The sequence below is a fragment of the Bradyrhizobium sp. AZCC 2230 genome (assembly GCF_036924495.1).
Classification (GTDB): domain Bacteria; phylum Pseudomonadota; class Alphaproteobacteria; order Rhizobiales; family Xanthobacteraceae; genus Bradyrhizobium; species Bradyrhizobium rifense.
Map to the genome: position 1 here is coordinate 5,432,288 of NZ_JAZHRS010000001.1, position 23,421 is coordinate 5,455,708.

21 protein-coding genes are annotated in these 23,421 nt (G+C 63.9%); 8 read left to right on the plus strand and 13 right to left on the minus strand.

The annotated features are described in order from the left end of the window. Positions 1–27 precede the first annotated feature (27 nt). The 5 genes from V1280_RS26065 (at position 28) to V1280_RS26085 (ending at position 6,517) form a co-directional block, all read left to right on the plus strand. Positions 28–1,824, plus strand: a complete 1,797-nt coding sequence (locus V1280_RS26065) for a glucan ABC transporter ATP-binding protein/ permease (RefSeq protein ID WP_334530766.1) — start codon at positions 28–30, stop codon at positions 1,822–1,824. A gap of 189 nt (positions 1,825–2,013) precedes the next feature. Then, positions 2,014–3,471 carry a D-alanyl-D-alanine carboxypeptidase family protein gene (locus V1280_RS26070; RefSeq protein ID WP_334530769.1) on the plus strand — a complete coding sequence of 486 codons (1,458 nt, stop codon included), beginning with the start codon at positions 2,014–2,016 and terminating at the stop codon, positions 3,469–3,471. A gap of 197 nt (positions 3,472–3,668) precedes the next feature. Beyond that, a complete protein-coding gene (locus V1280_RS26075; protein WP_334530772.1) occupies positions 3,669–5,354 on the plus strand; it encodes a long-chain fatty acid--CoA ligase in 1,686 nt (561 codons plus the stop codon). A 14-nt stretch (positions 5,355–5,368) separates the two neighbouring features. After that, the gene (locus V1280_RS26080) at positions 5,369–5,923 is read left to right on the plus strand and encodes a DUF924 family protein (protein WP_334530775.1); all 555 of its coding nucleotides are present in this window, start codon (positions 5,369–5,371) and stop codon (positions 5,921–5,923) included. 108 nt (positions 5,924–6,031) lie between these two features. Then, the gene (locus tag V1280_RS26085; protein ID WP_007597501.1) at positions 6,032–6,517 is read left to right on the plus strand and encodes a peroxiredoxin; all 486 of its coding nucleotides are present in this window, start codon (positions 6,032–6,034) and stop codon (positions 6,515–6,517) included. A gap of 143 nt (positions 6,518–6,660) precedes the next feature. Here the strand turns inward: V1280_RS26085 and rnhA are convergent, their stop codons facing one another. The 3 genes from rnhA to ispH are packed head-to-tail and all read right to left on the minus strand — an operon-like array spanning position 6,661 to position 9,080. After that, positions 6,661–7,125, minus strand: coding sequence for a ribonuclease HI (gene rnhA, locus V1280_RS26090; RefSeq protein WP_334530780.1), 465 nt, complete (start codon positions 7,123–7,125; stop codon positions 6,661–6,663). After that, complete coding sequence (locus tag V1280_RS26095; protein WP_334530783.1) at positions 7,122–8,105, minus strand: homoserine kinase; 984 nt, start codon at positions 8,103–8,105, stop codon at positions 7,122–7,124. The genes rnhA and V1280_RS26095 overlap by 4 nt, the downstream gene beginning before the upstream one ends. 6 nt (positions 8,106–8,111) lie before the next feature. Next, positions 8,112–9,080 carry a 4-hydroxy-3-methylbut-2-enyl diphosphate reductase gene (gene ispH, locus V1280_RS26100; protein ID WP_148749947.1) on the minus strand — a complete coding sequence of 323 codons (969 nt, stop codon included), beginning with the start codon at positions 9,078–9,080 and terminating at the stop codon, positions 8,112–8,114. Positions 9,081–9,344: 264 nt separating this feature from the next. On the opposite strand from ispH, the gene V1280_RS26105 reads away from it, so the two are divergent. Continuing rightward, positions 9,345–10,040: a DUF1013 domain-containing protein gene (locus V1280_RS26105; protein WP_187437228.1), complete on the plus strand. Its 696-nt coding sequence runs from the start codon at positions 9,345–9,347 to the stop codon at positions 10,038–10,040. 182 nt (positions 10,041–10,222) lie between these two features. Here V1280_RS26105 and V1280_RS26110 read toward each other — a convergent pair whose 3' ends face one another. The 6 genes from V1280_RS26110 to V1280_RS26135 form a co-directional block, all read right to left on the minus strand. After that, positions 10,223–10,483, minus strand: coding sequence for a hypothetical protein (locus V1280_RS26110; RefSeq protein WP_334530792.1), 261 nt, complete (start codon positions 10,481–10,483; stop codon positions 10,223–10,225). Positions 10,484–10,570: 87 nt separating this feature from the next. Then, positions 10,571–12,481, minus strand: a complete 1,911-nt coding sequence (locus tag V1280_RS26115) for a propionyl-CoA synthetase (RefSeq protein ID WP_334530795.1) — start codon at positions 12,479–12,481, stop codon at positions 10,571–10,573. A 371-nt stretch (positions 12,482–12,852) separates the two neighbouring features. Next, entirely contained in the window at positions 12,853–14,238 is a 1,386-nt protein-coding gene (locus tag V1280_RS26120) for a tetratricopeptide repeat protein (protein ID WP_334530798.1), read from the minus strand. Between the two features lie 123 nt (positions 14,239–14,361). Beyond that, positions 14,362–14,949 carry a DUF1353 domain-containing protein gene (locus V1280_RS26125; RefSeq protein ID WP_334530800.1) on the minus strand — a complete coding sequence of 196 codons (588 nt, stop codon included), beginning with the start codon at positions 14,947–14,949 and terminating at the stop codon, positions 14,362–14,364. Between the two features lie 47 nt (positions 14,950–14,996). Continuing rightward, complete coding sequence (locus tag V1280_RS26130; protein WP_334530802.1) at positions 14,997–16,724, minus strand: caspase family protein; 1,728 nt, start codon at positions 16,722–16,724, stop codon at positions 14,997–14,999. A gap of 185 nt (positions 16,725–16,909) precedes the next feature. After that, complete coding sequence (locus tag V1280_RS26135) at positions 16,910–17,671, minus strand: tetratricopeptide repeat protein (protein WP_334530805.1); 762 nt, start codon at positions 17,669–17,671, stop codon at positions 16,910–16,912. Between the two features lie 70 nt (positions 17,672–17,741). On the opposite strand from V1280_RS26135, the gene V1280_RS26140 reads away from it, so the two are divergent. Next, complete coding sequence (locus V1280_RS26140; protein WP_334530808.1) at positions 17,742–19,319, plus strand: cation:proton antiporter; 1,578 nt, start codon at positions 17,742–17,744, stop codon at positions 19,317–19,319. A 165-nt stretch (positions 19,320–19,484) separates the two neighbouring features. Here V1280_RS26140 and V1280_RS26145 read toward each other — a convergent pair whose 3' ends face one another. Together V1280_RS26145 and V1280_RS26150 are read right to left on the minus strand one after the other, a co-directional pair. Then, positions 19,485–20,291, minus strand: a complete 807-nt coding sequence (locus V1280_RS26145; RefSeq protein ID WP_334530811.1) for an SDR family NAD(P)-dependent oxidoreductase — start codon at positions 20,289–20,291, stop codon at positions 19,485–19,487. Between the two features lie 87 nt (positions 20,292–20,378). Then, positions 20,379–20,858: a hypothetical protein gene (locus V1280_RS26150; RefSeq protein ID WP_334530814.1), complete on the minus strand. Its 480-nt coding sequence runs from the start codon at positions 20,856–20,858 to the stop codon at positions 20,379–20,381. A gap of 193 nt (positions 20,859–21,051) precedes the next feature. Between V1280_RS26150 and V1280_RS26155 the strand changes: the two genes are divergently transcribed. After that, the gene (locus V1280_RS26155; protein ID WP_334538417.1) at positions 21,052–21,354 is read left to right on the plus strand and encodes a hypothetical protein; all 303 of its coding nucleotides are present in this window, start codon (positions 21,052–21,054) and stop codon (positions 21,352–21,354) included. A 116-nt stretch (positions 21,355–21,470) separates the two neighbouring features. Here V1280_RS26155 and V1280_RS26160 read toward each other — a convergent pair whose 3' ends face one another. Together V1280_RS26160 and V1280_RS26165 are read right to left on the minus strand one after the other, a co-directional pair. Next, positions 21,471–22,688, minus strand: coding sequence for a hypothetical protein (locus tag V1280_RS26160; protein WP_334530816.1), 1,218 nt, complete (start codon positions 22,686–22,688; stop codon positions 21,471–21,473). A gap of 53 nt (positions 22,689–22,741) precedes the next feature. After that, entirely contained in the window at positions 22,742–23,368 is a 627-nt protein-coding gene (locus tag V1280_RS26165) for an NUDIX hydrolase (protein ID WP_334530819.1), read from the minus strand. Positions 23,369–23,421 lie beyond the last annotated feature (53 nt).

Consider the following 23,421-nt stretch of genomic DNA (forward strand, 5'->3'; position numbering starts at 1 on the left):
GTTTGATCTCCCAGAGTTCGCCCCCGCATGTCCATTTTCAGCCTCTACACCCGCGTTCTCGAGTTGCTCGGAAAAGAGGCGCGGCTGGGCTGGCTGCTGGCGTTCGCCAATCTCCTGCTTGCCGCCTCACAATTCGCCGAACCGGTGCTGTTCGGCCGGATCGTCGATGTGCTCTCCGGCAAGGCGGTGGCAGGCTCCAGCTCGGCCTGGCCATTCCTGATGGCATGGGTCGCGTTCGGATTGTTCACCATCGGCTGCAGCGCGCTCGTGGCGTTGCAGGCCGACCGGCTCTCCCACCGCCAGCGCCAGGCGGTGCTGACCAGCTATTTCGAGCACATCCTGCAACTGCCGCTGACCTTCCACTCCGGCACCCATTCGGGCCGGTTGATGAAGGTGATGCTCAACGGCACGGACGCGCTGTGGCGGCTGTGGCTCGGCTTCTTCCGCGAGCACTTTGCCGCGATCCTGTCGGTGGTGGTGCTGCTGCCGCTGTCGTTGTACCTGAACTGGCGGCTTGCGATCCTGCTGTTCGTGCTCTGCGTCGTCTTCACCGCGCTGACGACCTTCGTCGTGCGCAGGACGTTCGGCATGCAGATGGCGGTCGAGGAGCAATATAGCGAACTCTCCGCGCGCGCCTCCGACGCGCTCGGCAATGTCGCGCTGGTGCAGAGCTTCGTCCGCGTCGAGTCCGAGGTGCAGGGCCTGCGCTCCGTCGCCGACCAGCTGCTCGCAGCGCAAATGCCGGTGCTGTCGTGGTGGGCGCTCGTCACTGTGATCACGCGCGCCTCCACCACCATCACCGTGCTCGCGATCTTCACCCTCGGCATCGCGCTGCATGACCAGGGCCTGACCTCGGTCGGCGAGATCGTGATGTTCGTGAGCTTCGCGACGCTGCTGATCCAGAAGCTCGAGCAGGTCGTGAGCTTCATCAACAACGTGTTCATGGAAGCCCCGCGCCTGCGCGAATTCTTCAGCGTGCTCGATGCTGTGCCCGCGGTGCATGACCGCCCCGATGCGATCGATGCGGGGCGGCTCTCCGGCCTCGTCGAGTTCAACGACGTCACCTTCTCCTATGACGGCAAGCGGCCGGCGATCGAGGATCTCTCCTTCACCGCGCTGCCCGGCCAGACCATCGCGCTGGTCGGCCCGACCGGCGCCGGCAAGTCGACCGCGATCGCGCTCTTGCATCGCGCCTTCGATCCGCAATCCGGCTTCATCAGGATCGACGGCATGGACGTGCGCGGCGTCACGCTGACATCGCTGCGGCGAAACATCGGCGTCGTGTTCCAGGAAGCGCTGCTGTTCAACCGCTCGATCGCGGAGAATTTGCGCGTCGGCAAGCCGGACGCGACCGAGGCGGAGATGCGCAAGGCCGCCGCGCGCGCGCAGGCGCTCGAATTCATCGATCGCAGCGGCGGCTTCGAGACCAATGCCGGCGAGCGCGGCCGCATGCTCTCCGGCGGCGAGCGGCAGCGGCTGTCGATCGCGCGCGCGTTGCTGAAGGACCCGCCGATCCTGATCCTGGACGAAGCGACCAGCGCGCTCGATGCCCTCACCGAGGCCAAGGTGAACGCTGCTCTCGATGAAGTGATGAAGGGCCGCACCACCTTCGTGATCGCCCACCGCCTCTCCACCATCCGCAATGCCACGCGGATCCTGGTGTTCGAGAACGGACGGGTGATCGAAACCGGAACTTTCGATGAACTCGTGGCCAAAGGCGGCCATTTTGCCGAGCTCGCCAAGGCCCAGTTCATGGTGCAGGAACATACGAGGGCTAGCGTGGGTGCCACCGAGGCCGCGGCCTCTGCCGCCAAGTCCCCTTAGCAAGTCCCCGTAGCAGCGTCGAAATTCGGCCTATTTCATTGCGGAATACCCGGCCGAAACCCCTATTCTCGACGCAAGAGCCGGTATAGGTTTGCGCTGCCGCGAGCGGCGGCGCTGGATTTCAGAACCGAACAGAGATCACGAGATTCCGACCGGAACCGGCGGATCTCCAAGGACCGGAATCGGATAGTGCACGCCTTTCGCCCGCTGCTTCGCAAGCCCCTGTTCAACCTGTTCGCTGCGGCCCTCGCCGTCGGCGCGCTGCTCGCACCGCGCATCGCAAACGCGGAAGCGCTGCTTCTGATCGAAGCCGACAGCGGCAAGGTGCTGCAGGCCGACAACGCGACCATTCCCTGGTATCCGGCCTCCGTCACCAAGATCATGACCGCCTATGTGACGCTGAAGGCGGTGAAGGACGGCAAGATCACGCTCGACTCGATGCTGACGGTGTCTCCGACGGCGGCCTCGCAATCGCCCTCGAAGATGGGCCTGCGTCCGGGAACACAGCTCACCGTCGACAACGCGCTGAAGATGATGATGGTCAAGTCGGCGAACGACATGGCCGTGGTGCTCGCCGAAGGCCTCGGCGGTTCGATCGACGGCTTCTCCGTGATGATGAACGACACCGCGAAGAAGCTCGGCATGACGCAGACGAACTACGTCAATCCGAACGGCCTGCCCGCGGACGGACACGTCACCTCGGCGCGCGACCTCGGCATTCTCGCCCGCTCGTTCCTGCGCGACCTGCCGGAATATGAGTACTTCGTGCACATCCCGGCGATCCGCTTCGGCAAGCGCGTCACCGGCAATTTCAACAAGCTGATCGGCCGCTATCCCGGCGCCGACGGTTTCAAGACCGGCTTCATCTGCGCCTCCGGCTACAACCTCGTGGCGTCAGCCACGCGCAACGGCCGCCGCCTGATCGCGGTGGTGCTCGGTGCCAATTCCGGCACCGCGCGCGCGGTGAAGGCGGCGCAGCTGCTCGAGCGCGGCTTCAGCCAGGATAATCTGTCGTGGCTGCGGCCCTCGCTCGGCACCGTCGAGAACCTGGTGCCGATCGATGCCTCGCCGCCGAACCTGCGCGAGGAGATGTGCGGCGGTCACCGCAAGCGGCCGGCCAGCGACGACGACGATGCGCTGATCGCGACCAACAGCGGCGGCACGAGCGGTTCTGCCACCGGCGGCGAAGCCCAGGTGACCTTCTTCACCGCAGGCCTCCAGCCGCCGCTGATGAAGGCCTCCGAGCTGATGGCCTCGGCGCCTGCAGCCGCAGAGCCCGTGGTGGTCTATACCGGCCCGACCCGCACCGGCGCGGCCCTGGTCGCGGCGGTCGCAGCCGATACCGACCAGCAGACCCCGCCGAAGGCGCGTGGCAAGAAGTCGCGCGTCGCCAAGAAGCCCGACGCCGGCAGCGACGCCAAAACGGCCGCGGCGAAACCGGCGGCGGCCAAGCCTGACGCTGCGCCCAAAGCTGACGCAAAGACTGCGGCCAAGCCGGCAGGGGCCAAGCATGCCGCGGCCAAGCCTGATGCGGCGGCCAAGCCCGCTGCGGACAAGCCGGCGGCGAGCGGCGATCAGGCTGCCAAGCCGGCCAAGCCCAAGGCAGCGACAAAACCTGCGCCGAAGCCCGCGCCCAACAACAGCTAGGTTAACACTCCAGGCCCGCCGGGTTGCGGGTCGCACTTCGCAACTGCGGCAGCGATTTGCGACGATTCCAGTAGCCAACTCCCCGACCTTTGCCCTAAGCCTCGACCGCTTGCCAGCCGTTGCGGCAAGCTCGATACTGCCGGCAATGAGGCAAGCCCGAGACACAACGGGCTCTGATGTAAGAGAGGGGAGTTTCCATGGAGCGCATCTGGCTCAAGCAATATCCGCCCGGCGTGCCCGCTGATATCGAACCGACGCAATACGCATCGCTGGTCGACCTCCTTGAGGAGAGTTTTGCGAAGTTCGCCGATCGCAAGGCGTTCATCTGCATGGACAAGGCGATCAGCTATCGCGACCTCGACCAGATGTCGCTGGCGCTCGCTTCCTATTTGCAGGGACGCGGCCTGCAGCGCGGCGCGCGCGTCGCCATCATGATGCCGAACGTGCTGCAATATCCGGTCGCCACCGCAGCCGTGCTGCGCGCCGGATTCGCCGTGGTCAACGTCAATCCGCTCTACACCCCGCGCGAGCTCGAGCATCAGCTCAAGGATTCCGGCGCCGAAGCCGTTATCGTGCTGGAGAACTTTGCGCATACCGTCGAGCAAGTGATCGCGAAGACGCCGGTCAAGCACGTCATCGTCGCCAGCATGGGCGATCTGCTCGGCTTCAAGGGCGTGATCGTCAATCTCGTCGTCCGCCGCGTCAAGAAGATGGTGCCGGCCTGGTCGCTGCCGGGCGCGGTCTCGTTCAACGACGCGCTCTCGGCCGGCCGAGGTGCAACCTTCAACAAGCCAAAGCTGTCGCCCGGCGACGTCGCCTTCCTGCAATATACCGGCGGCACCACCGGCGTCTCCAAGGGCGCCACGCTGGTCCATCGCAACATCGTCGCCAACGTGCTGCAGAACGATGCCTGGCTGCAGCCGGCGATGGCTGCGCCGCCGCATGTCGATCAGCTCATGATCGTCTGCGCGCTGCCGCTCTATCATATCTTCGCACTGACGGCCTGCTACCTGCTCGCGGTGCGCGCCGGCGGCTGCAATCTCCTGATCCCCAATCCGCGCGACATCGCGGGCTTCGTCAAGGAGCTGGCAAAATATCAGGTCAACAGCTTCCCGGCCGTGAACACGCTCTACAACGGCTTGATGCACCATCCTGATTTCAAGAAGCTCGACTTCTCCAAGCTGAAGATCTCCAATGGCGGCGGCATGGCGGTGCAGCGCCCGGTGGCCGAGCAGTGGAAAGCCGTGACCGGCTGCTTCATCGCCGAGGGATACGGCCTGTCCGAGACCTCGCCGACGCTGACCTGCAACACCGCCACCAATGCCGAGTTCAACGGCACGATCGGCATCCCCGTGCCTTCGACCTGGATCTCGATCCGCGACGACGACGGCAACGAAGTCGCGCTCGGCCAGCCCGGTGAGATCTGCGCCAAGGGCCCGCAGGTGATGTCGGGCTACTGGAACAGACCGGAGGAGACCGCGAAGGTCATGACCGCGGACGGCTATTTCCGCACCGGCGACATCGGCATCATGGACGAGAAGGGCTACACCAAGATCGTGGACCGCAAGAAGGACATGATCCTGGTCTCGGGCTTCAACGTCTATCCGAACGAGATCGAGGAAGTGATCGCGAGCCATCCGGGCGTGCTCGAATGCGCCGTGATCGGCGTTCCCGACAGCGGATCCGGCGAAGCGGTGAAGGCCTTTGTGGTGAAGAAGGATCCGAACCTCACGGCGGAGGACGTCATCAAGTTCTGCCGCGAGCAGCTCACCGGCTACAAGGTGCCCAAGCAGATCGAATTCCGTGCCGACCTGCCCAAGACCAATGTCGGCAAGATCCTGCGCCGCGAGCTGCGCGACGAGAAGAAGGCTCAGGCGGCGTAAGCCGTCTCTTGCTGATGTCAGAGACCTCTAACGTGACGCCAGCCGGCATTCTCGCCTTCTGGCGCGAGGCCGGTCGCGAGCGCTGGTACAAGCGCAACGATGCTTTCGATGCCGAGGTCAAGCACCGCTTTCTCGCGCTCTGGCAGAAGGCCGTCGCCGGCGAACTGGTCTCATGGGAAGGCAGCGACGACGGCGCGCTCGCGCTCGTCATCGTGCTCGACCAGTTTCCCCGCAACATCTTCCGCGGCACGCCGCAGGCCTTCGCCAGCGACGCGCTGGCGCGCGATGTCGTCCGCCGTGCCATCGAAAGGGGCGCCGACGCGAGGGTCGATCCGCTGCTGCTCGAATTCCTCTATCTGCCCTTCATGCATTCCGAGCATCTGCCCGATCAGCTGCAGTGCGTCGCGCTGTTCGAAAACACCGACAATGCCGAAAACCTGAAATACGCCCGGGAGCATGCCGACATCATCCAGCGATTCGGCCGCTTCCCCCACCGCAACGGCCTGCTCGGCCGCGAAACCACGGCCGACGAACAGGCCTTCCTCGATGGCGGCGGTTTTGCCGGCTGATGACATAACGGTGAAGGGCTGAGGTCCTTACTGCTTCCCTCGCTGGCAATATTGTGCCTCCCGGCCGCACGGTCTACAAAGCGGGACCGATTTTCAGGGAGACTGACGATGGCGATCCAGACTGGCGACAAGCTGCCCGAAGCGAAATTCCGCGTGATGACGGCGGAAGGCCCGCAGGTGAAGACCACCGACGATATCTTCAAGGGCAAGAAGGTGGCGCTGTTCGCGGTGCCCGGCGCCTACACCGGCACCTGCCACAAGATGCATCTGCCGAGCATCTTCCTCAACGCCTATGCCATGAAGGACAAGGGCGTCGACACCATCGCGATCGTCTCCGTCAACGACGCCTTCGTCATGAACGCCTGGAAGCGCGACACCGACCAGCGCGACGAAGCGATCTTCCTCGCCGACGGCAATGCCGACTTCGCCAAGGCGATCGGCATGGAGCTCGACGCCTCCGGCAACGGCCTCGGCATCCGCTCCAAGCGCTATTCGATGCTGGTCGAGGACGGCGTGGTGAAGAAGCTGAATCTCGAAGCGATGCCCGGCAAGGTCGAGGTGTCCGGCGGCGATACGCTGCTGGGGCAGCTGTAAGCGTTAGCCGCGGCGGCGGTGCCGTAGGGTGGGCAAAGGCGCATCAGCGCCGTGCCCACCGTCTTTCCCCGATTGAAAAAAAGCCGTGGGCACGCTTCGCTTTGCCCACCCTACGAAACCGGGCGACGCCGATAGCGCGTCGCCTACTCCGCCACCCGCGTCTGCGTCCTGGCCTTCACGATCCCGTCCCGCGCTAATTGATCGGCCCGCTCGTTCTCGGGATGCCCGGCATGGCCCTTGACCCAGTGCCAGCGCACGTCATGCGCCTTCAGCGCGGCATCGAGGCGCTGCCATAGCTCGACGTTCTTGACCGGCTTCTTGTCGGCGGTGCGCCAGCCATTGCGCTTCCAGCCGTGAATCCAGCCGGTGATGCCCTGCCGGACATATTGGCTGTCGGTGTAGAGATCGACGGTGCACGGCTTCTTCAGCGCTTCAAGCGCCGAGATCGCCGCCATCAATTCCATCTGGTTGTTGGTGGTGTGGCGCTCGCCGCCGTTCAGCTCTTTTTCCTTGTCGCCGAACTTCAGGATCGCGCCCCAGCCGCCGGGCCCGGGATTTCCCGAGCAGGCGCCGTCGGTATAGATCGTGACATTGGGAAGCTCGCTCACACGACTAATCCTGACGGCAGCAGCCCATAATCGCGCGCGCTGGAGACGCTCTGGTGGAAGCGCAGCTTGCGGAAATATTCCAGCGGGTCCTTCGGCTTGACCAGCGCGCCCGGCGGCACGTTGAGCCAGTCGACCAGCCGCGTCAGCAGGAAGCGGATCGCGGCACCGCGCGCCAGCAGCGGCAGCGCAGCCTCTTCCGCCTCGGAGAGCTTCCGCACCCGGCCGTAAGCGTTGAGGAAGGCGCGCGCCTTGGTGACATTGAAGGAATGATCCGGCTCGAAACACCAGGCGTTCAGGCAGATCGCGACGTCGTAGGCCAACATGTCGTTGCAGGCGAAGGTGAAGTCGATGATCCCCGAGAGCTTGTCGCCGAGAAAGAAGACGTTGTCGTTGAAGAGGTCGGCGTGGATCACGCCTTCCGGCAGATTAGTCGGCCAGACACCGCCCGAGAGATAGTCGAGCTCAGCCGCGAGAAACGCACGCAGGCCCGGCTGCACCTCGTCGGCGCGACTCGAAGCGGCATCGAACAGCGGCCGCCAGCCCGCGACTGACAGCGCGTTCGCTCGCTTGATGGCAAAGTTCTCGCCGGCCAGATGCATCCGGGCGAGGCCCTCACCGACGCCGGCGCAATGCGTCGCGTTCGGCTTGCGCGGCCAGACGCCTTCGAGAAAGGTGATGATCGCCGCCGGCCGTCCCTGCAGCTCGTGCAGCGCCTCGCCGTCTTTCGCCTTCACCGGCAGCGGGCAATTGAGGCCGTGCTCGGCGAGATGCGTCATCAGCGCGAGGAAGAACGGCAAATCGTTCTTCGCCACGCGCTTCTCATAGAGCGTAAGGATGAACGAGCCGCTGGTGGTGTGCAGCAGGAAGTTGGTGTTTTCGACGCCCTCGGCGATGCCCTTGTACGAGAGCAATTCGCCGAGATCGTATTGCCTCAGGAAATCCGCAAGCTCGTCGGCGGCAACGTCGGTGTAGACCGCCATAAAAGTCTACTCGGCGGCGGCTTCGGGGCGCACCTGGCGCGGCAGCGGGAAGAACTCGTTCTCTTCCGCGGCCGAGACCGTCTCCACATGCAGCGTGTAGCGCTCGGCGAACGCGTCCATGATCTCCTCGACGATCACTTCCGGCGCCGACGCACCCGCGGTGATGCCGAGGCTGGTGATGTTTTCGAACCGCGTCCAGTCGAGGTCGGCAGCGCGCTGCGCCAGAACCGCAACCTTGCAGCCTTCGCGCTCGGCGACCTCGCGCAGGCGCTGCGAGTTTGACGAATTGGGGGCACCGACAACGATGAGCGCGTCGACCACCGGCGCCACCTTTTTCACCGCGAGCTGGCGGTTGGTGGTGGCGTAGCAGATGTCTTCCTTGTGCGGCCCGTTGATGTTGGGGAAGCGCTCCTTGAGCAGCGCCACGATCTCCGCGGTGTCGTCGATCGACAGCGTGGTCTGGGTCACGAAGGCCAGATTGTTGGGGTCCTTCGGAGCGATCGTCTTGGCGTCCTCGGCGGTCTCGATCAGGGTGACGGCGCCGACCGGCAGCTGGCCAAGCGTGCCGACCACTTCGGGATGATGCGAATGGCCGATCAGGAAGATCTCGCGGCCGCGCTTGAAGTGGATCGCAGCCTCGCGGTGCACCTTGGTCACCAGCGGGCAGGTCGCATCGAGCGAGAACAGATTACGGGACGTGGCGTCAGCCGGAACCGACTTCGGCACGCCATGGGCCGAGAATACGACTGGCGCGGTGGTATTTTCCGGGATCTCGGCCAGCTCCTCGACGAAGATGGCACCCTTCTTTTTCAACCCATCGACGACGTACTTGTTGTGCACAATCTCATGGCGAACATAGACCGGGGCGCCGTATTTATCGAGCGCCCGTTCCACAGTGTCGATCGCCCGGACCACCCCGGCGCAGAAGCCGCGGGGAGAACAAAGCACTAACTTGAGGTCTGGTTTGGCTGACATTGAGCGATCTCGGGACCGAATCACCCATTCGCCTTCTGGCGGGGGACGGTCGATGGATGAAAAGGGCCTAAAGCGGTCTGCTTGGACTTTATAGCGACTTGAGAGGGAATTGGGCCCCCTTTCGGGCGCTGTCAAGGCACTATCTATAGCAGAACCATTGCGTGGCTACCCCCTCCGGGCTTATATAGCGCGAATTCCCTGTCATCGCTGATGACCACCGGTTTCGCCTCCAAAGGGGTGGGCGAAGCACAAAGGAGATTTGCCATGAGCAACGCACCTCTGATGCCCAAGGCGACCGCCGTCTGGCTGCTCGACAACACCGCGCTGACCTTCGACCAGGTCGCCGATTTCACCAAGATGCACCCCCTCGAGGTGCGTGCGATCGCCGACGGTGACGCCGCGCAGGGCATCAAGGGCAGTGACCCGATTTCGAACGGCCAGCTGACCCGCGAGGAGATCGAGAAGGGCGAGAAGAACCAGGACTACCGGCTCCGTCTCCAGGAGAGCAAGGTCGTGCTGCCGCCCCAGCCCAAGCGCAAGGGCCCGCGCTACACCCCGGTGTCGCGCCGCCACGAGCGCCCCAGCGCCATCCTCTGGCTGCTGCGCAGCCATCCGGAGCTCAAGGACGCCCAGGTCATGCGCCTGGTCGGCACCACCAAGAGCACCATCGCCAGCGTCCGCGACCGCACCCACTGGAACACCTCGCAGCTGACCCCGATCGACCCGGTGACGCTCGGCCTCTGCTCGCAGATCGAGCTCGATTTCGAAGTGGCGCGCGCGGCCAAGGAAAAGCCGATCGACGCAGCCTATGGCGGCGCCACCCTGCTGCCGGCCTCCGAGACCACCAAGAAGGACGAGTACGAGCCGTCGGAGAAGTCGAGCGACGACCTCAACGTCGACGCCGTATTCGCCAAGCTCAAGACGCTGGGCGGCAAGAAGCAGGAGCAAGAGGAGGAGTAGTCCTCGCTCTTTCGTTCGCGATCAAATGCAATTCAAGCGCGGCGGGGTGACCTGCCGCGTTTTTTGTTTTGCGGCTTCGTTGGTAGCCCGGATGGAGCGCAGCGAAATCCGGGAGAGCTCGCGCGTCGATGTAATTGTCCCGGATTGCGCTTCGCTCCATCCGGGCTACGGGCTTTGGTGGTTTACGGCCGATCCGGATGGTTCAGCATGTATTCGCCGAGATCGCGCTGGCGGCGGTCGGAGCGAGCGACCGCGGCATTGCGCTGCACGTCACGATCCTTGCGGCAGGCCACATATTCCGGCGAGCCGACCGCGAGGCCGCGGCTCTGGCACACGGCATCGTCGTCGTCACCGCCCATCGCCGTCGGCGTCTGGTAACGCGGCGAGCAGGCGGAGAGAACGAGGCCCGCGAAAACAATCGCAACAAACGGCTTCGAATTCATAACAGGCCCTTCATCCTTTGCGAGGCGCACTCCGCGCGACGAGGGTTGAGCGGAAAAATGCGGCCACTTCAAGCCCCATCTGGCGCCTCACACCCGCCCCTTCAGCGCCTCCCCGATCTCGTCCAGCACCTTGGGATCCTCGATCGTGGCGGGCATGGTCCAGGCCTCGCCGTCGGCGATCTTCTTGATGGTGCCGCGCAAGATCTTGCCCGAGCGCGTCTTGGGCAGGCGGCCGACCGTGATGGCGAGCTTGAACGCGGCGACCGGGCCGAGCCGGTCGCGCACAAGTGCTACGATCTCCTTTTCGATCTCGCTGGGCTGCCGCTTCACGCCGGCCTTCAGCACCAGGAAGCCGCAGGGCACCTCGCCCTTGATCGCGTCCTTGATGCCGAGCACGGCACATTCGGCGACATCCGGATGCGACGCCAGAATCTCCTCCATGCCGCCGGTGGAGAGCCTGTGGCCGGCGACATTGATGATGTCGTCGGTGCGGCCCATGACGAAGACATAGCCATCCTCGTCCTTGTAGCCGGCATCCGACGTCTTGTAGTAGCCGGGGAATTCGGTGAGGTAGGCCTCCTTGAAGCGTTCGTCCTGATTCCACAGCGTCGGCAGGCAGCCCGGCGGCATCGGCAGCTTGATGACGATCGAGCCCATGGTGTTGGGACCGACCGGTTTTGCCGCTTCGTCGACGACATCGACCTGATAGCCCGGCATCGGCACCGTCGGCGAGCCGTGCTTCACGGGCAGCATCCCCAAGCCCACCGGATTGCCGGCAATGCACCAGCCGGTTTCGGTCTGCCACCAATGATCGATCACCGGCACCTTCAGCTGCTGCTCGGCCCATTCCACCGTCGGTGGATCGGCGCGCTCGCCGGCGAGGAACAGCGTGCGGAATTTCGACAGATCGTATTGCCGGATGAACTTGCCTTCCGGATCCTCTTTCCGGATGGCGCGGAACGCGGTCGGCGCGGTGAAGAGGGCGACCGCCTTGTGCTGGCTGATGACGCGCCAGAACGCGCCGGCGTCGGGCGTGCCGACCGGCTTGCCCTCAAACATGATCGAGGTCGCGCCATGCAGCAGCGGGCCGTAGATGATGTAGCTGTGGCCGACCACCCAGCCGATGTCGGAACCGCACCACCAGACCTCGCCCGGCTTGACGCCGTAGAGGTTGAACATCGACCATTTCACCGCGACCAGATGCCCGCCATTGTCGCGCACGACGCCCTTGGGAATACCAGTCGTGCCTGAAGTATAGAGGATGTAGAGCGGATCGGTCGCGGCAACGGGCACGCACGGCGCTTTCTTGCCGTCGTTCATCGCCTTGCGGCGCAGGCTCGTCCAGTCATAGTCGCGCTTTGGCGTGAGGTCGCAGATCAGCTGCGGCCGTTGCAGCACGATGCAGGCCTTGGGCTTCGCCGACGCCAGCCTGATCGCCTCGTCGAGCAGCGGCTTGTACTGCACGATGCGGCCGGGCTCGATGCCGCAGCTTGCGGAGAGAATGAGTTTTGGCTGCGCGTCGTCGATGCGGGTCGCAAGCTCCTTTGCGGCAAAGCCGCCGAACACCACGGAATGCACCGCACCGATACGCGCACAGGCGAGCATCGCAACCACGGCCTCCGGCACCATTGGCATGTAGAGAATGACGCGGTCGCCCTTGGCGACGCCAAAGTCCAGCATGATGGCGGCGAGCGCCTGCACCTCGGCCAACAGCTCGGCATAAGTGAACTTCGTGACCGAATTGGTCAGCGGCGAATCATGGATCAGCGCGACCTGGTCGGCACGACCGCGTTCAACATGGCGGTCGAGTGCATTGTAGCAGGTGTTGACGACGCCGCCGGTGAACCAGCGGCCGTAGACGCCCTGGGTAGCATCGAAGATTGTCTTCGGCGGCTCGATCCAGTCGATCTCTTTCGCCGCCTCCGACCAAAAACCCTCGGGATCGCTCAACGAGCGCGTATGGACCTCGTGATAACGGCTCTTTCCTCGGTCGTTCATTCCCGCGCTCCCGTTCCCTTTATTGGCCTCGCCTTGACCTGGCGGCAGGACGTCAGTCCCGCCATGGCAGGGATCAAGTACCGGCCTTGTTTGGGGAGCATTTTCCCGGGATCGGGGCGCGGTTCAAGCTGAAAAGGGTGGGCCGTTTGGGGAGCCACCGTCGCTGCGGCACCGGCGGTACGCTCCCTCTCCCGCTTGCGGGGGAGGGCTGGGGTGGGGGTGCCTCCGCGCCGGGATTGTGCGCGGCTCACAGAGGAAGTCCCCAAGAGGAGAAAGCCCTCACCCGCCACGCTCTACGAGCGCGTCGACCTCTCCCGCAAGCGGGAGAGGTGAACGAGCCAGCCGCACGGCTTCGGCTCCTTCAGCGCCTCTCAGCTCTCCATCGCATTCAACCGCTGCAACCGGTCCTGCATGACCTTCTTCAGATCGTAGCCGGGGCGGCGGAAGCTGGCGTCGCGGGTGGCGAGGAAATCGTGCTGTGATTTACGCAGATCGGCGGCCGAGCGCCGGCTTATCGATTTCAGCACGCGCTGATAGGCCTCGGCGAGCTGGCGGTCGAGCATGCCGAGCTGCGGATCGGCGCAGATCACCTTCTCCACCTCGCGCTTCGCAGAGGCGCAATCGAATGACGGGCCGTTGCCGGAATTCGCGGCCAACGGCTGCGCTGGCTCGGCACCGAACTTCGCGATCTCCGCCATCATGGTGCGGCGGCCGTCCGCGGCATTGGTGTTGCCGGGGTCGAGCCGCAGCGCCGTCTCGTAATCGGCCAGCGCCTTCTTGCGGTCGCCCATTTTCGTGTAGAGCACGGCGCGGTTGTTGTAGGTCTTCGCGAAATTCGGATCGAGCTTCAGCGCGTCATTGTAGTCGCTGAGCGCTGCGCCGAACTCGCCCTTGAACTGGTAGGAATCGCCGCGATTGGTGAAGAAGTTCGGCCGCGGTGCCAGCCGCAGCGCCTGGTCGTAATCGGCGATCGCCTTGTCGTAGTCCTTCATCGCGGCATAGGAGAGCCCGCGATTGTCGTAATATTCCGGCACTTTCGGATCGAGCCTGATCGCCTTGCTGTCGTCGGCAATCGACTTGTCGAGTTGGCCGAGCTTCTTGTAGGCCGCACCGCGATTGGTGTAACTGCGCGCCCGGTTCGGATCGAGCAGCAAGGCCTGGCTGAGGTCGCTGACCGCCTTGTCGTTGTCGCCGTTGAGATAATAGGTCGCACCGCGATCGGACCAGGCCTGCGCATAATCCGGCTTCAGCTTAATCGCCTTGTCGTAATCGGCAAGCGCCCGGTCGAGCCGGCGCTGGTTGGTGTAGGCGACGCCGCGCAGCTCATAGGCTTCGGCATCCTGTGGATCGAGCTCGATCGCCTTGCTGAGATCGGACGTGGCGCGGTTGAGATCGCCGCCCGCCTCGCGCAACAGATCGCCGCGCAGGCGCCAGGCGCGCGCGTTCTTGCCGTCGAGCGCGATGGCGCGGTCGATATCGCGCAGCGCCTGGGTGAGACCGCCGGAGGTCCGCGCATTGGCATCGGCCCGAACCAGCAGCGCCGCGACGCGATCTGAACCTGGATTTGAGATCTGGTCGATGATGGCGGTGCAGGCCGGCATCAGCTCGGCCGGGGTGGCTTTGCTGCCGGACACGCAATCGACGGCGGCTGAGGCTGGAGCCGCGAGGACGAGGCTCATCGCGGCTCCGAGGAGAAGCGCGCGCAGCAGTATCTTGGCGGAAGAGGATCTTTGCGCGGAAGAATGCGTGCCGCACATGGCATAGGGCTCCGTGACGTCAGGTTCTCACCATTGTCGCGGCCACGCTACGTCTGGTTCAAGCACAACACCGGCAGCCATCGGCGATAGCACCGCCTGGCTCGATCAGGCGATGACGTCACGTCACTGGAAGTGCGAAGGATCCTTTTCCCAATCGCTCAACTTGATCAGCGGATCCTCAGGCATTTTCGAAAGCGTACGTCGCGCGCCCTCTGCCTTCAGCTTGGCATTCTTGTTCCACGCCACCCACCCGCCAGCACGCACGCCCCAGTAAACGGCATTCAGTGATATCGGGTCGACCGAGAAGTCCTGCATCCCCTCGCGCAGCGTCTCATCGGCCTGATCCCGGGACGTGCTCTGGTTCCAATACATGTAGTCGTGCACGATTGCCGGATAGAGATAGGTTCCGTCTCGAGGCAGAACGGACCAGAATATCCGCGGCACGCTGGCGAAGTCCGTGATAAAACCCTTCGGCACGTCGACGCGCTGTAGGTCCTTCGGAGAGTTGGCATTCGGCGCCCACGAGATCGGCTGCGTCAGTGCATACATCTCGTCGGAGAAACGGTAGAGGTAAAGGCCGCCCTTCACGGCTTTGCCGGACGAGAATACCTCGTCCAGCCATTCTTTCTGTGTCGGCTCGCGATCAGCCGCCGCTCCTTCTCCCAGGCAAGGTTGCACCATCACCGCGGGCATGACGGCGAGCGAGCCCACCAGGAGGCGCAGGCATTCGCGTCGATCTGCTGGCATCTATCTCTCCGTCAGTGTATGTGGCTCGGCCGAAACAGCATCTCCCCGTCACCACTGAGACGGCCGAGCATGGGAATTTGCTTGGAATCGGTCTGCCTCGCCACGTTGTACTGGGTGTAGAGGAACAACTCCGTGAGCGAGATGATGCCATTCTTGTCGAAGATACTGGCATCGCCCTGCAATCCTTTGGCCAGGAAGTAGGTGAAGGTGCTCATCTTCAGTTCGGGATCGATCTGGGCGATCTGATCGGCCATGCCTGCCGTCAGCATATAGGCGCCAGGCGCGACGGCGAGCCTCGAGAAGTCCGGCACGCCGGCCGCCTTGCTGATCACGCCGAGTCCCGAGAAGCAGCTATCGACGGCGATCAGGACCTGGCGGACCTTTCTGCCCTCCAGCGCCCGCTTGGCCTGATAGCCGATATCGGACAGGCGGATGCACCCGACCGACGGGGATAAGTACTTGCAATCGGTCGTCGCGATATACCCTTCGCTCGGCGCATTGCGGTCCGCGAACCCGTGCGTCGAGAAATAGATGAACAGCCGGTCGTTCTCCTGCGCCTCGTTGACGAGCTTGTCGAGCGCCACCATGATCTCGTCGCGGTTCAGTTGTTCTTTGAACAGCTTGGTGACCTGAAATCCGTTGGCAACCAGCGCAGCCTCCAGCGTGTTCACATCCTGCTGGATCTTGTCCGCCGGAAATTCCCTGAAGGAGAGATTGTCCTTGAAGGTATGAACTCCGACAATCAAAGCTCGGCTCGACGCATAGACGGCGTCAAAGGCGATCTTGGTTTCCAGGACCTTGCCACCGGATTCGAACTGCTTGTCATTGGGCCCCTTCAAGATCGTGGCAGCGGTCGCCTTTGCAACCAGATGATCGAGCAGGACGAAGTTGAACTTGGCGGGCTGCGAGACGAACGATATTTTCTTGTCGTCATACTCCGCTTCCACCCGGAAGTTCAGAGTTCCCCTGGGGAGGAAATGGTATTTGACGCTGGTTTCGGAAGTCCAGGCCGACCAGTCCGTATCGATCGGAAATATCTTGTAGCGGAAGAGGACGTTCCGCTTGTCGAGCTTGAACTCGGGTCCCACGAACCAGGAAAATTCCAGCGGCTTGTCGACGACGCCGCCTTTGACGTCGGCATCGGTCGGCGTCTCTCCATTTGCACGCAGATAGACCGTCAAGCTCTGATCCGCCGATTCTGCATTCGATACCGTGAAGGTAGCAATCTGCTCGAACTGGCCGAGATACGGTCCCATCAGCGACTCTGCTGCCGTACGCTCTCCCTTGGTGAGTTCGACGACCTCGCCAAGATTGCCGGCGGCAAACAGGCTCTCGGACGTGAAAATGGGAATACGATTGTAGACCAGATGATAGATACCGGGCCTGTCCGGCGCGGTGAACGTCATCTGCACTTGCATCAGCCCTTCATAGTCACTGTCACGCCCGGTGGCTGCCTTCGTGGCCATATAACGCCGGCTCGCGTCCTTCATGCGTGCGCCGAAGATGCGCCAGTCGGCCATGTTCGCACGCGTGAGACGCTGCAGCCGCGGCGAGAAGGGCGCGACGCCCAGGATGATGGACTTGGCCTTGTTCGAGCCGAATTCAAAATCGACGGCGTCGAAGGAAACTGTGATCGAGTCGTTCGGCTTGAAGGTGTGGAGAGGACCGCCCTCAATGGTAACGCTGTCCGGCCTCACATGCATGCCGCCCGCTGTGGCAGGACCGCTTGCGATCAGCATGGCAACAAATGCCAAAACTCCCAGCCGCATAGTTTGCATGGCAAATACTCGATTCAAATGAAACAATGGGAATTCGATCTTAAGTAGAAAGGCCCTAGCTTACGCCTTCCCTTAGCGCAGTCAATGCTTCGTCCAGTCGCATGGCGCGCACATAACGGGCGCCACAACTGGCGCGCCTCCGGGCGTCAATACCCGTCCACCCCGTTCAGCCGCTGCAGCCTGTCCTGCATCGCCTTCTTCAAATCAAATCCGGGCCGGCCAAACCCGGCGTTCCGACGCGTAACAAAGTCATCCTGCTCGCGCTGGAGTTTCCTGGCCTCGCCCTCGTTGCGCGCCTCGCGCAACACGCGCGCATTGGCGGCATAGACCTCGCGGTCGAGGTCGGCGAGCTCACGGTTTCCGCAGATCGCCTTCTCGATCGGGCGGCGCGCGCCTGCGCAATTGAAGCTGGGTTTGCCGGCGACCGCCATCTGCGCGCCGATCCGCTCGAGCTCACGCGCGATCGCCTTGTGATTGGCCTTGGCCTTTTCGTGGTTCGGATCGATCCGCAGCGCAGCGCCGAAATCCTGCACCGCTTTGGGCTTGTCGCCCTTCTTCAGCCAGAGTTCACCGCGCGCATTGAAGACGTCGGCCAGCGTGGGATCGAGCAGCAACGCGCGGCTGTCGTCGGCGATAGCCCGGTCGATCTGGTCATGCTGTGCCAGCAGCGCGCCGCGCGCGACCAGCGCCCTGATCAGATCGGGCTTTGCCGTCTTCTCGTTGTCGATGACGGCGGCGCAGGCCGGGGTCGCCTTGTCCATGTCATCGGCCGCGGCTGCGGACAGGCATGCGGCGACGTCAATCTGCACGGCGGCCGGCTCGCCCCCGGTCGCGGCCCGAGCGGCACCGAGCCAAAGCGCTGAGAGCACCACGGCTCCGGACAATTGAAGAAGTTTTTGAAAACGCATGCTCGCTGCAGTCGGAAAGGCTTGCCTTGAGGCCGTACTATCCATCATACGGCCGGATTGGTGCTAGCTTGTGGCGCTGCTTACATCGGTTTCGGGGATCGTCGTGTCGACATTCGAATGGATCATCGGGCTTCTGCTCGGCGCCGTTGCATTATCGGCGCTGGCGCGGCGGATCAAGGTCCCCTACCCGGCCTTTCTCGCCATCGGCGGCGCGCTGGTCGCCTTCATCCCGTCGAGCCCGTCCTGGGCGCTGGAGCCCGACTTGGCGCTGGCACTTTTTGTCGCACCGGTGCTGATGGATGCCGCCTTCGACACCTCGCTACGCGACCTGCGCAACAACTGGGTTCCGGTCTCGACCCTGGTGGTGGCCGCGGTCGGGCTGACCACGGTCGGCGTGGCCTTCGTCGCACACCGGCTGTTTCCGGACATGCCCTGGGCCGCCGCGGTGGCGCTCGGCGCGATCGTGGCGCCGCCGGACGCCGCGGCCGCGGTCGCGATCCTGAGCCAGGTCAAGCTGCCCTACCGCATGGTCAAGGTGCTGGAGGGCGAAAGCCTGCTCAACGACGCCAGCTCGCTGCTGATCTATCGCATCGCGGTCGGCGCGGTCGCGATGGAGCATCTGAAATGGAGCGAGGTCGCACCGACGATCGCGCTCGGGCTAGTCGGCAGCGTCCTTGCGGGTCTTCTCGCGGGCCGCATCATCCCGCACCTCATGGAACGCGTGACGCAGGTGCCGAGCGCGATCATCGTCCAATTTGCCACCACGTTCATGGTCTGGATTGCCGCCGAGCATCTCGGCCTCTCCGGCATCCTCACCATCGTCGTCTACGCCATCACCATCGCGCAAACGGCTCCGGCCCGCATGCCGGCGCGGCTGCGGGTGCCATCCTACGCGGTGTGGGAGACCACGGTGTTCGTGCTCAACGTGCTTGCCTTCATGCTGATCGGCATGCAGATGCGGCCGATCTGGACGCGGCTCGACCAGGAGGTGCGCTGGGAATATTGCGTGGCGGCCGCCTGGATCCTGCTCACGGTGATTCTGGTCAGGCTGCTCTGGATCACATTCTACCGTACGACGTTGCGCGTGCTGATCGCACATGGCATCTATCATCCGAAGGATCCGAAACAGGTCGCTTCGCCCAAGGGCGGCCTCATCATCTCGTGGTGCGGCATGCGCGGCCTGGTCACACTCGCCACTGCCTTTGCGCTGCCGGAGAACTTTCCCTATCGTGACTTCATCGTCTTTTGCGCATTCGCGGTCGTGCTCGGCACACTGGTGATCCAGGGCCTGACATTGCGGCCGCTGATCCTGGCGTTCGGCCTGAAGGACGACGACCCCGTCGGCGTCGAAGTCGCGCGCGCCCGCGCCATCGCCTATCGCGCCGCGCTCGATGCGATCGAGGACGATCCATCGGAAGAAGCGGAAATCCTTCGGCTCGAATATCGCGCCGTCCTGATGCGGGCCGACGACGATCCGCATGGCGGCATCGCCAACGGCGAACTGCCCGCCGATCCCCTGCGCCGCCGCGCCATCGAGGCCGCACGCAAATCGATCTTTGGCCTCCGCGCGACCGAGGTGATCGGTGATGACGCGTTTCATAGGTTGGAGGAGGAGCTGGATCGGGCGGAGTTGAGTGCGGGCGGCTAACTCCGCCGTCGTCCCGGACAAGCGAAGCGCAGATCCGGGACCCATACGCCGCAGCAATCGTTTTGCGAAGACTCGGAGTTGCCTCTTAGCGCTACAACCACTCCCTGTGGGTATGGGTCCCGGGTTCGCGCTTTGCGCGCCCTGGGACGACAGCGGAGATCGGAGCTACGCCCCCGCCTTGCACGTGATCCCGCCATCGACCACCAGCTCGATCCCCGTCACATATTTCGACTCGTCCGACGCCAGGAACAGCGCGGCGTTGGCGACATCGAAGGCGTCGCCCATATGGCCCATCGGCACCTGCGCGTCGCGGGCGCGCCACATCGCTTCGACGTCGCCCTTGGCGTAGCTGTTGGCGAGGCCGGCGGAATGCTCCACCATCGGCGTCTTCATCAGGCCGGGCAGGATCGCATTCACCCGCACATGATGCCGCGCGAACTCGATCGCGGTGGTGCGCGTCATCTGGTTCATCGCGGCCTTGGAGGCGCCGTAGGTGACGTAGGAGATGCCCATGTGGCGGATCGAGGCGATCGAGGAGATGTTGATGATCGAGCCGCCGCCCTGCTGAGCCATCACGGGGATGACGTGCTTCATGGCGAAATAGGCGCTCTTGAGGTTGACGGAGAAGACGCGGTCCCAGCTCTCCTCGGTCACCTCGACCACGCTGCCCATCTCGGCGATGCCGACATTGTTGTCGAGCACGTCGATGCGGCCATAAGCCTTCAGACACGCCGCGACCATCGCCTCGATCTCGGCAGGCCGCGACACGTCAGCGGTGAACGCGGTCGCCTTGCCGCCCTCGCCGGTGATGATCTTTGCGGTCTCCTCGGCGGCAGCGCCGTTGCGGTCGACGCAAAACACCTGCGCGCCCTCGCGCCCAAAGGTCACCGCAGTGGCCTTGCCGTTGCCCCAGCCGGGCCCGATCGAACCGGCGCCCACCACCATCGCAACCTTGCCCTTGAGCCGGTCCATCGCACCTCTCCCTTATTATTTTTCTTTGTAGCCCGGATGGCGCGAAGCGTAATCCGGGCTACGCGCGCCGTGCCGTCACCGTCACCGTCACTGGAACGTCATGTCCAGGCACTTAGAGATGTCGGAGCCGAGGCCGGAGGAGATGGTGATGCAGCCGCGGATCTTCTGCGCGGCCATGTCGGCGGCCCAGATCGAGTAGCCGCCGGGGCCGAAGAACGAGTTGGTGTTCGGCGGCTCGGTCTCGGTCGCGTCGAAGTCGTAGTGCCCGTCGGTCTCGAAGATGCGCGGCTTCTTGGTGCAGCCGCCGTCGGTCTGGACGTTGATGACTTCCTTGTTGTCGCGGGTCAGCGCCAGCGAGACCTGGCAGCGGAAATATTCCGAGGTCTTGGTGTTGAAGAGATAGGTGTAGGACTTGCAGGTCGCGGTGTTGAGCTTGCCCGGGGCAAGGCCGCGGCTGCACGAAATCCGCTGGTTGTGGCTGAGCTGGAAGTCATCGGCCCGGGCGGCCGGCGCGAGCGCCGTCAGCGACAACCCGGCAATCCAGCAGAATTTAATGACGTGGCGCATTCGAATCATCCCCACCAATATCTTTGTCGTGTTGCGTTCTAGACTGAAAGCGGAACATAGTCGCGAGGGGACGAAGGGAAAATCACAAACTGCTGGGCGAGACGTGATGCGCTGCGGCGTCATCGCGGATTGACCCGGAAACGTCGTTCGTGATTTGTTCAAGCAGGGCACCCCATGACGGGGAGGATGGATGATGGCATTTTCAATCAAGACATTTGCGATTGCAGCCGCGCTGGGCGCGCTCGCCGCTCCCGCATGCGCACAAAACGCAGCGACGCCGTGGGAGCTCAAGCCGGACACCGGCTATGCTTATGACAAGGAAGGCAAGACGTTTTCCTACAAGATGGGCACCAGCAATGCCGGCGAACTCCTGAAGGGCGCCAAGAAGGTGCCCAAGGGCACGCTGTTCTTCATCGGTCAGAACGGCCAGCTCTACATGCGCAGCGGGCAGTATCTCGAAGGCGACGGCAGGTTCAAGTTCGGGTCGGATCAGTAGGGCGCGGCTCTCGCCACAACGAAGCTGCCGTAGGGTGGGCAAAGGCGCGTGAGCGCCGTGCCCACGATCTGGCAGTGGTGGGCACGCTTTCGCTTTGCCCACCCTACGGCACCGTCCTAAAACGCTGCCGCCAGCTCTCGCGCGCCGGCATTGTTGCTGTTGCTGTCCATCCGCGTATCCGTCACCGCGAGCAGCTTCGCCACCGTGTTGTGGCGGATTGCGACCGGGTTGCGCTCGTAGCCGCCGCGCTGGAAGAAGTTCGAGGTCGGCACCTGCTCGCGCATCGCCTGCGGCATCGTCACCATGTCGAGACCGGTACCGTCGCCGGTGAGGTTCATCATCTCGAGCTCGGCGGCGGTGAGCGGACGGGTGTAGCCCTTGGCGCGGGCGAACAGCACCGAGGTCAGGAGCTTGTGGGTCTGCAGCATCGGCCCGATGTCGATGTCCAGCACCATCGCATGCATGGCCCAACCCTGCGCGGTATCGCCGATCTTCTCATGCTCCGACCAGGTGTCAGGCACCGACTTCGCATGCGCCACCATCTTCTTCAGAACGCCGAGCTTGTGCTCGAGCGACTGGCGCGCCGGCCCTGAGGTGCGCGCCACCTTGTCGGAAAGCGCGCGGATGAACTCATGGCCCTGCTCGGCCAGCAGCTCGACGCTGTTGGTGGTGAGCAGCTGGTTGTAGCCCATCGCGGTCGAGATCGCGCGCTTGCCGCCGTGCTCGATGCCGGCCTGCACGTCATAATTGCCGGTGCCGCCGGTCTCGAACGAATAGACTCGCACCGCTTGCTCGCGCGTCAGCCCCGAGGCGAGCGCGTAGCGCGCATAGGCGCGCTTGAACTCGACCTCATTGGCCGGACGCTGCGGCGTGAACTGATAGAGATCCTGTGCGGCACGCAGGAGATCGGAGGCCACCGGAAGCGGTTTGCGCACGGGGCGCTCCGGCGTTTCCTCGGGCTCCGGATTCACCGGCCGCTTCGGCCCGGTATAGACCGGCGGCTGGTCCAGCACGTAGTCGTCGAGCGTGATCTGTTGCCCGCTGCGTCGCTTCGCGTTGCGGCCTTTCCGCTTCTCCGAGACCTGGCCCCAATAGGCGCCGGCCTCGGCATCGAACGCGCCGCGGATCTGCTGATATTCGGCCAGCTTGCGGCGATATTCGAGCACCGCCGGCGACGCGCCACCGCCTTGCGCGAAAAACTGCGACAACAGCTGAGCATTGGCATTGCTGACGGCTGATGGCAGCGCGTCGGACTCGCCGCCGCGTGCGGCGGGGATGAGCAGGACCAGCGCGAGTGGAACCAGCGCCAGCTTTGTTCGAATCGAATGATGCATGCTGCCCTCTTAGCAGGCATCCGGTAACCGTCACGTTAACGCGCCGTTTACCATCACTTCCAGGCGAAAACCGGCTGTTCCAGGTCGGTGACGCGGGTTTGACGGCCCGCGAGCACCTCACGGAACTGATAGATCAGCGCCGCCGTCGGCGCGTGGATCAGGCTCATCTGGTGATGGAATCGAATCACGCGACGGTTGCTTTCGGGGATCGCCGTGAAGTCGAAGGCGTCATCGCGCTCGATCGTGTCGAGCGCGATGCGATGGACGGAGGCGACCTCGTCCGGATTCGGCGTGATCGCATTGCTCTCGGTAGCCCAGATCACGACCGGTGTGATCAGATAGCCGGAGCGAGTCGGATAGTCATCAAGCAGACCGAGCACGGCGTCGGCTGGAAGTTTGAGTGCGAGCTCTTCATCGAGCTCGCGCAGCGCCGCCTCGACCGGCGTCTCGCCGGCATCGCAGCGTCCGCCCGGCAACGCCCACTGGCCGCGATGGGAGCGCAAACTCGATGCGCGCCTGGTCAGCAGAAACGCGGTGTCGTCACCGTCATGGGATGCAGTCAGCGCCAGCACCACCGCGGCGCGCTTCAGCGCCGACGGTTCGGTCGCATCGGGCAGCCGCGCGAATGAAGCGCAGGCGTCTGCGATATTCCGTCTGGTGGCATCGCCGAAAGCTCTCATGATGCTTGACTACACCAGGACCGCGCTCGATGAAACGAGGAGAGATCAAGCGT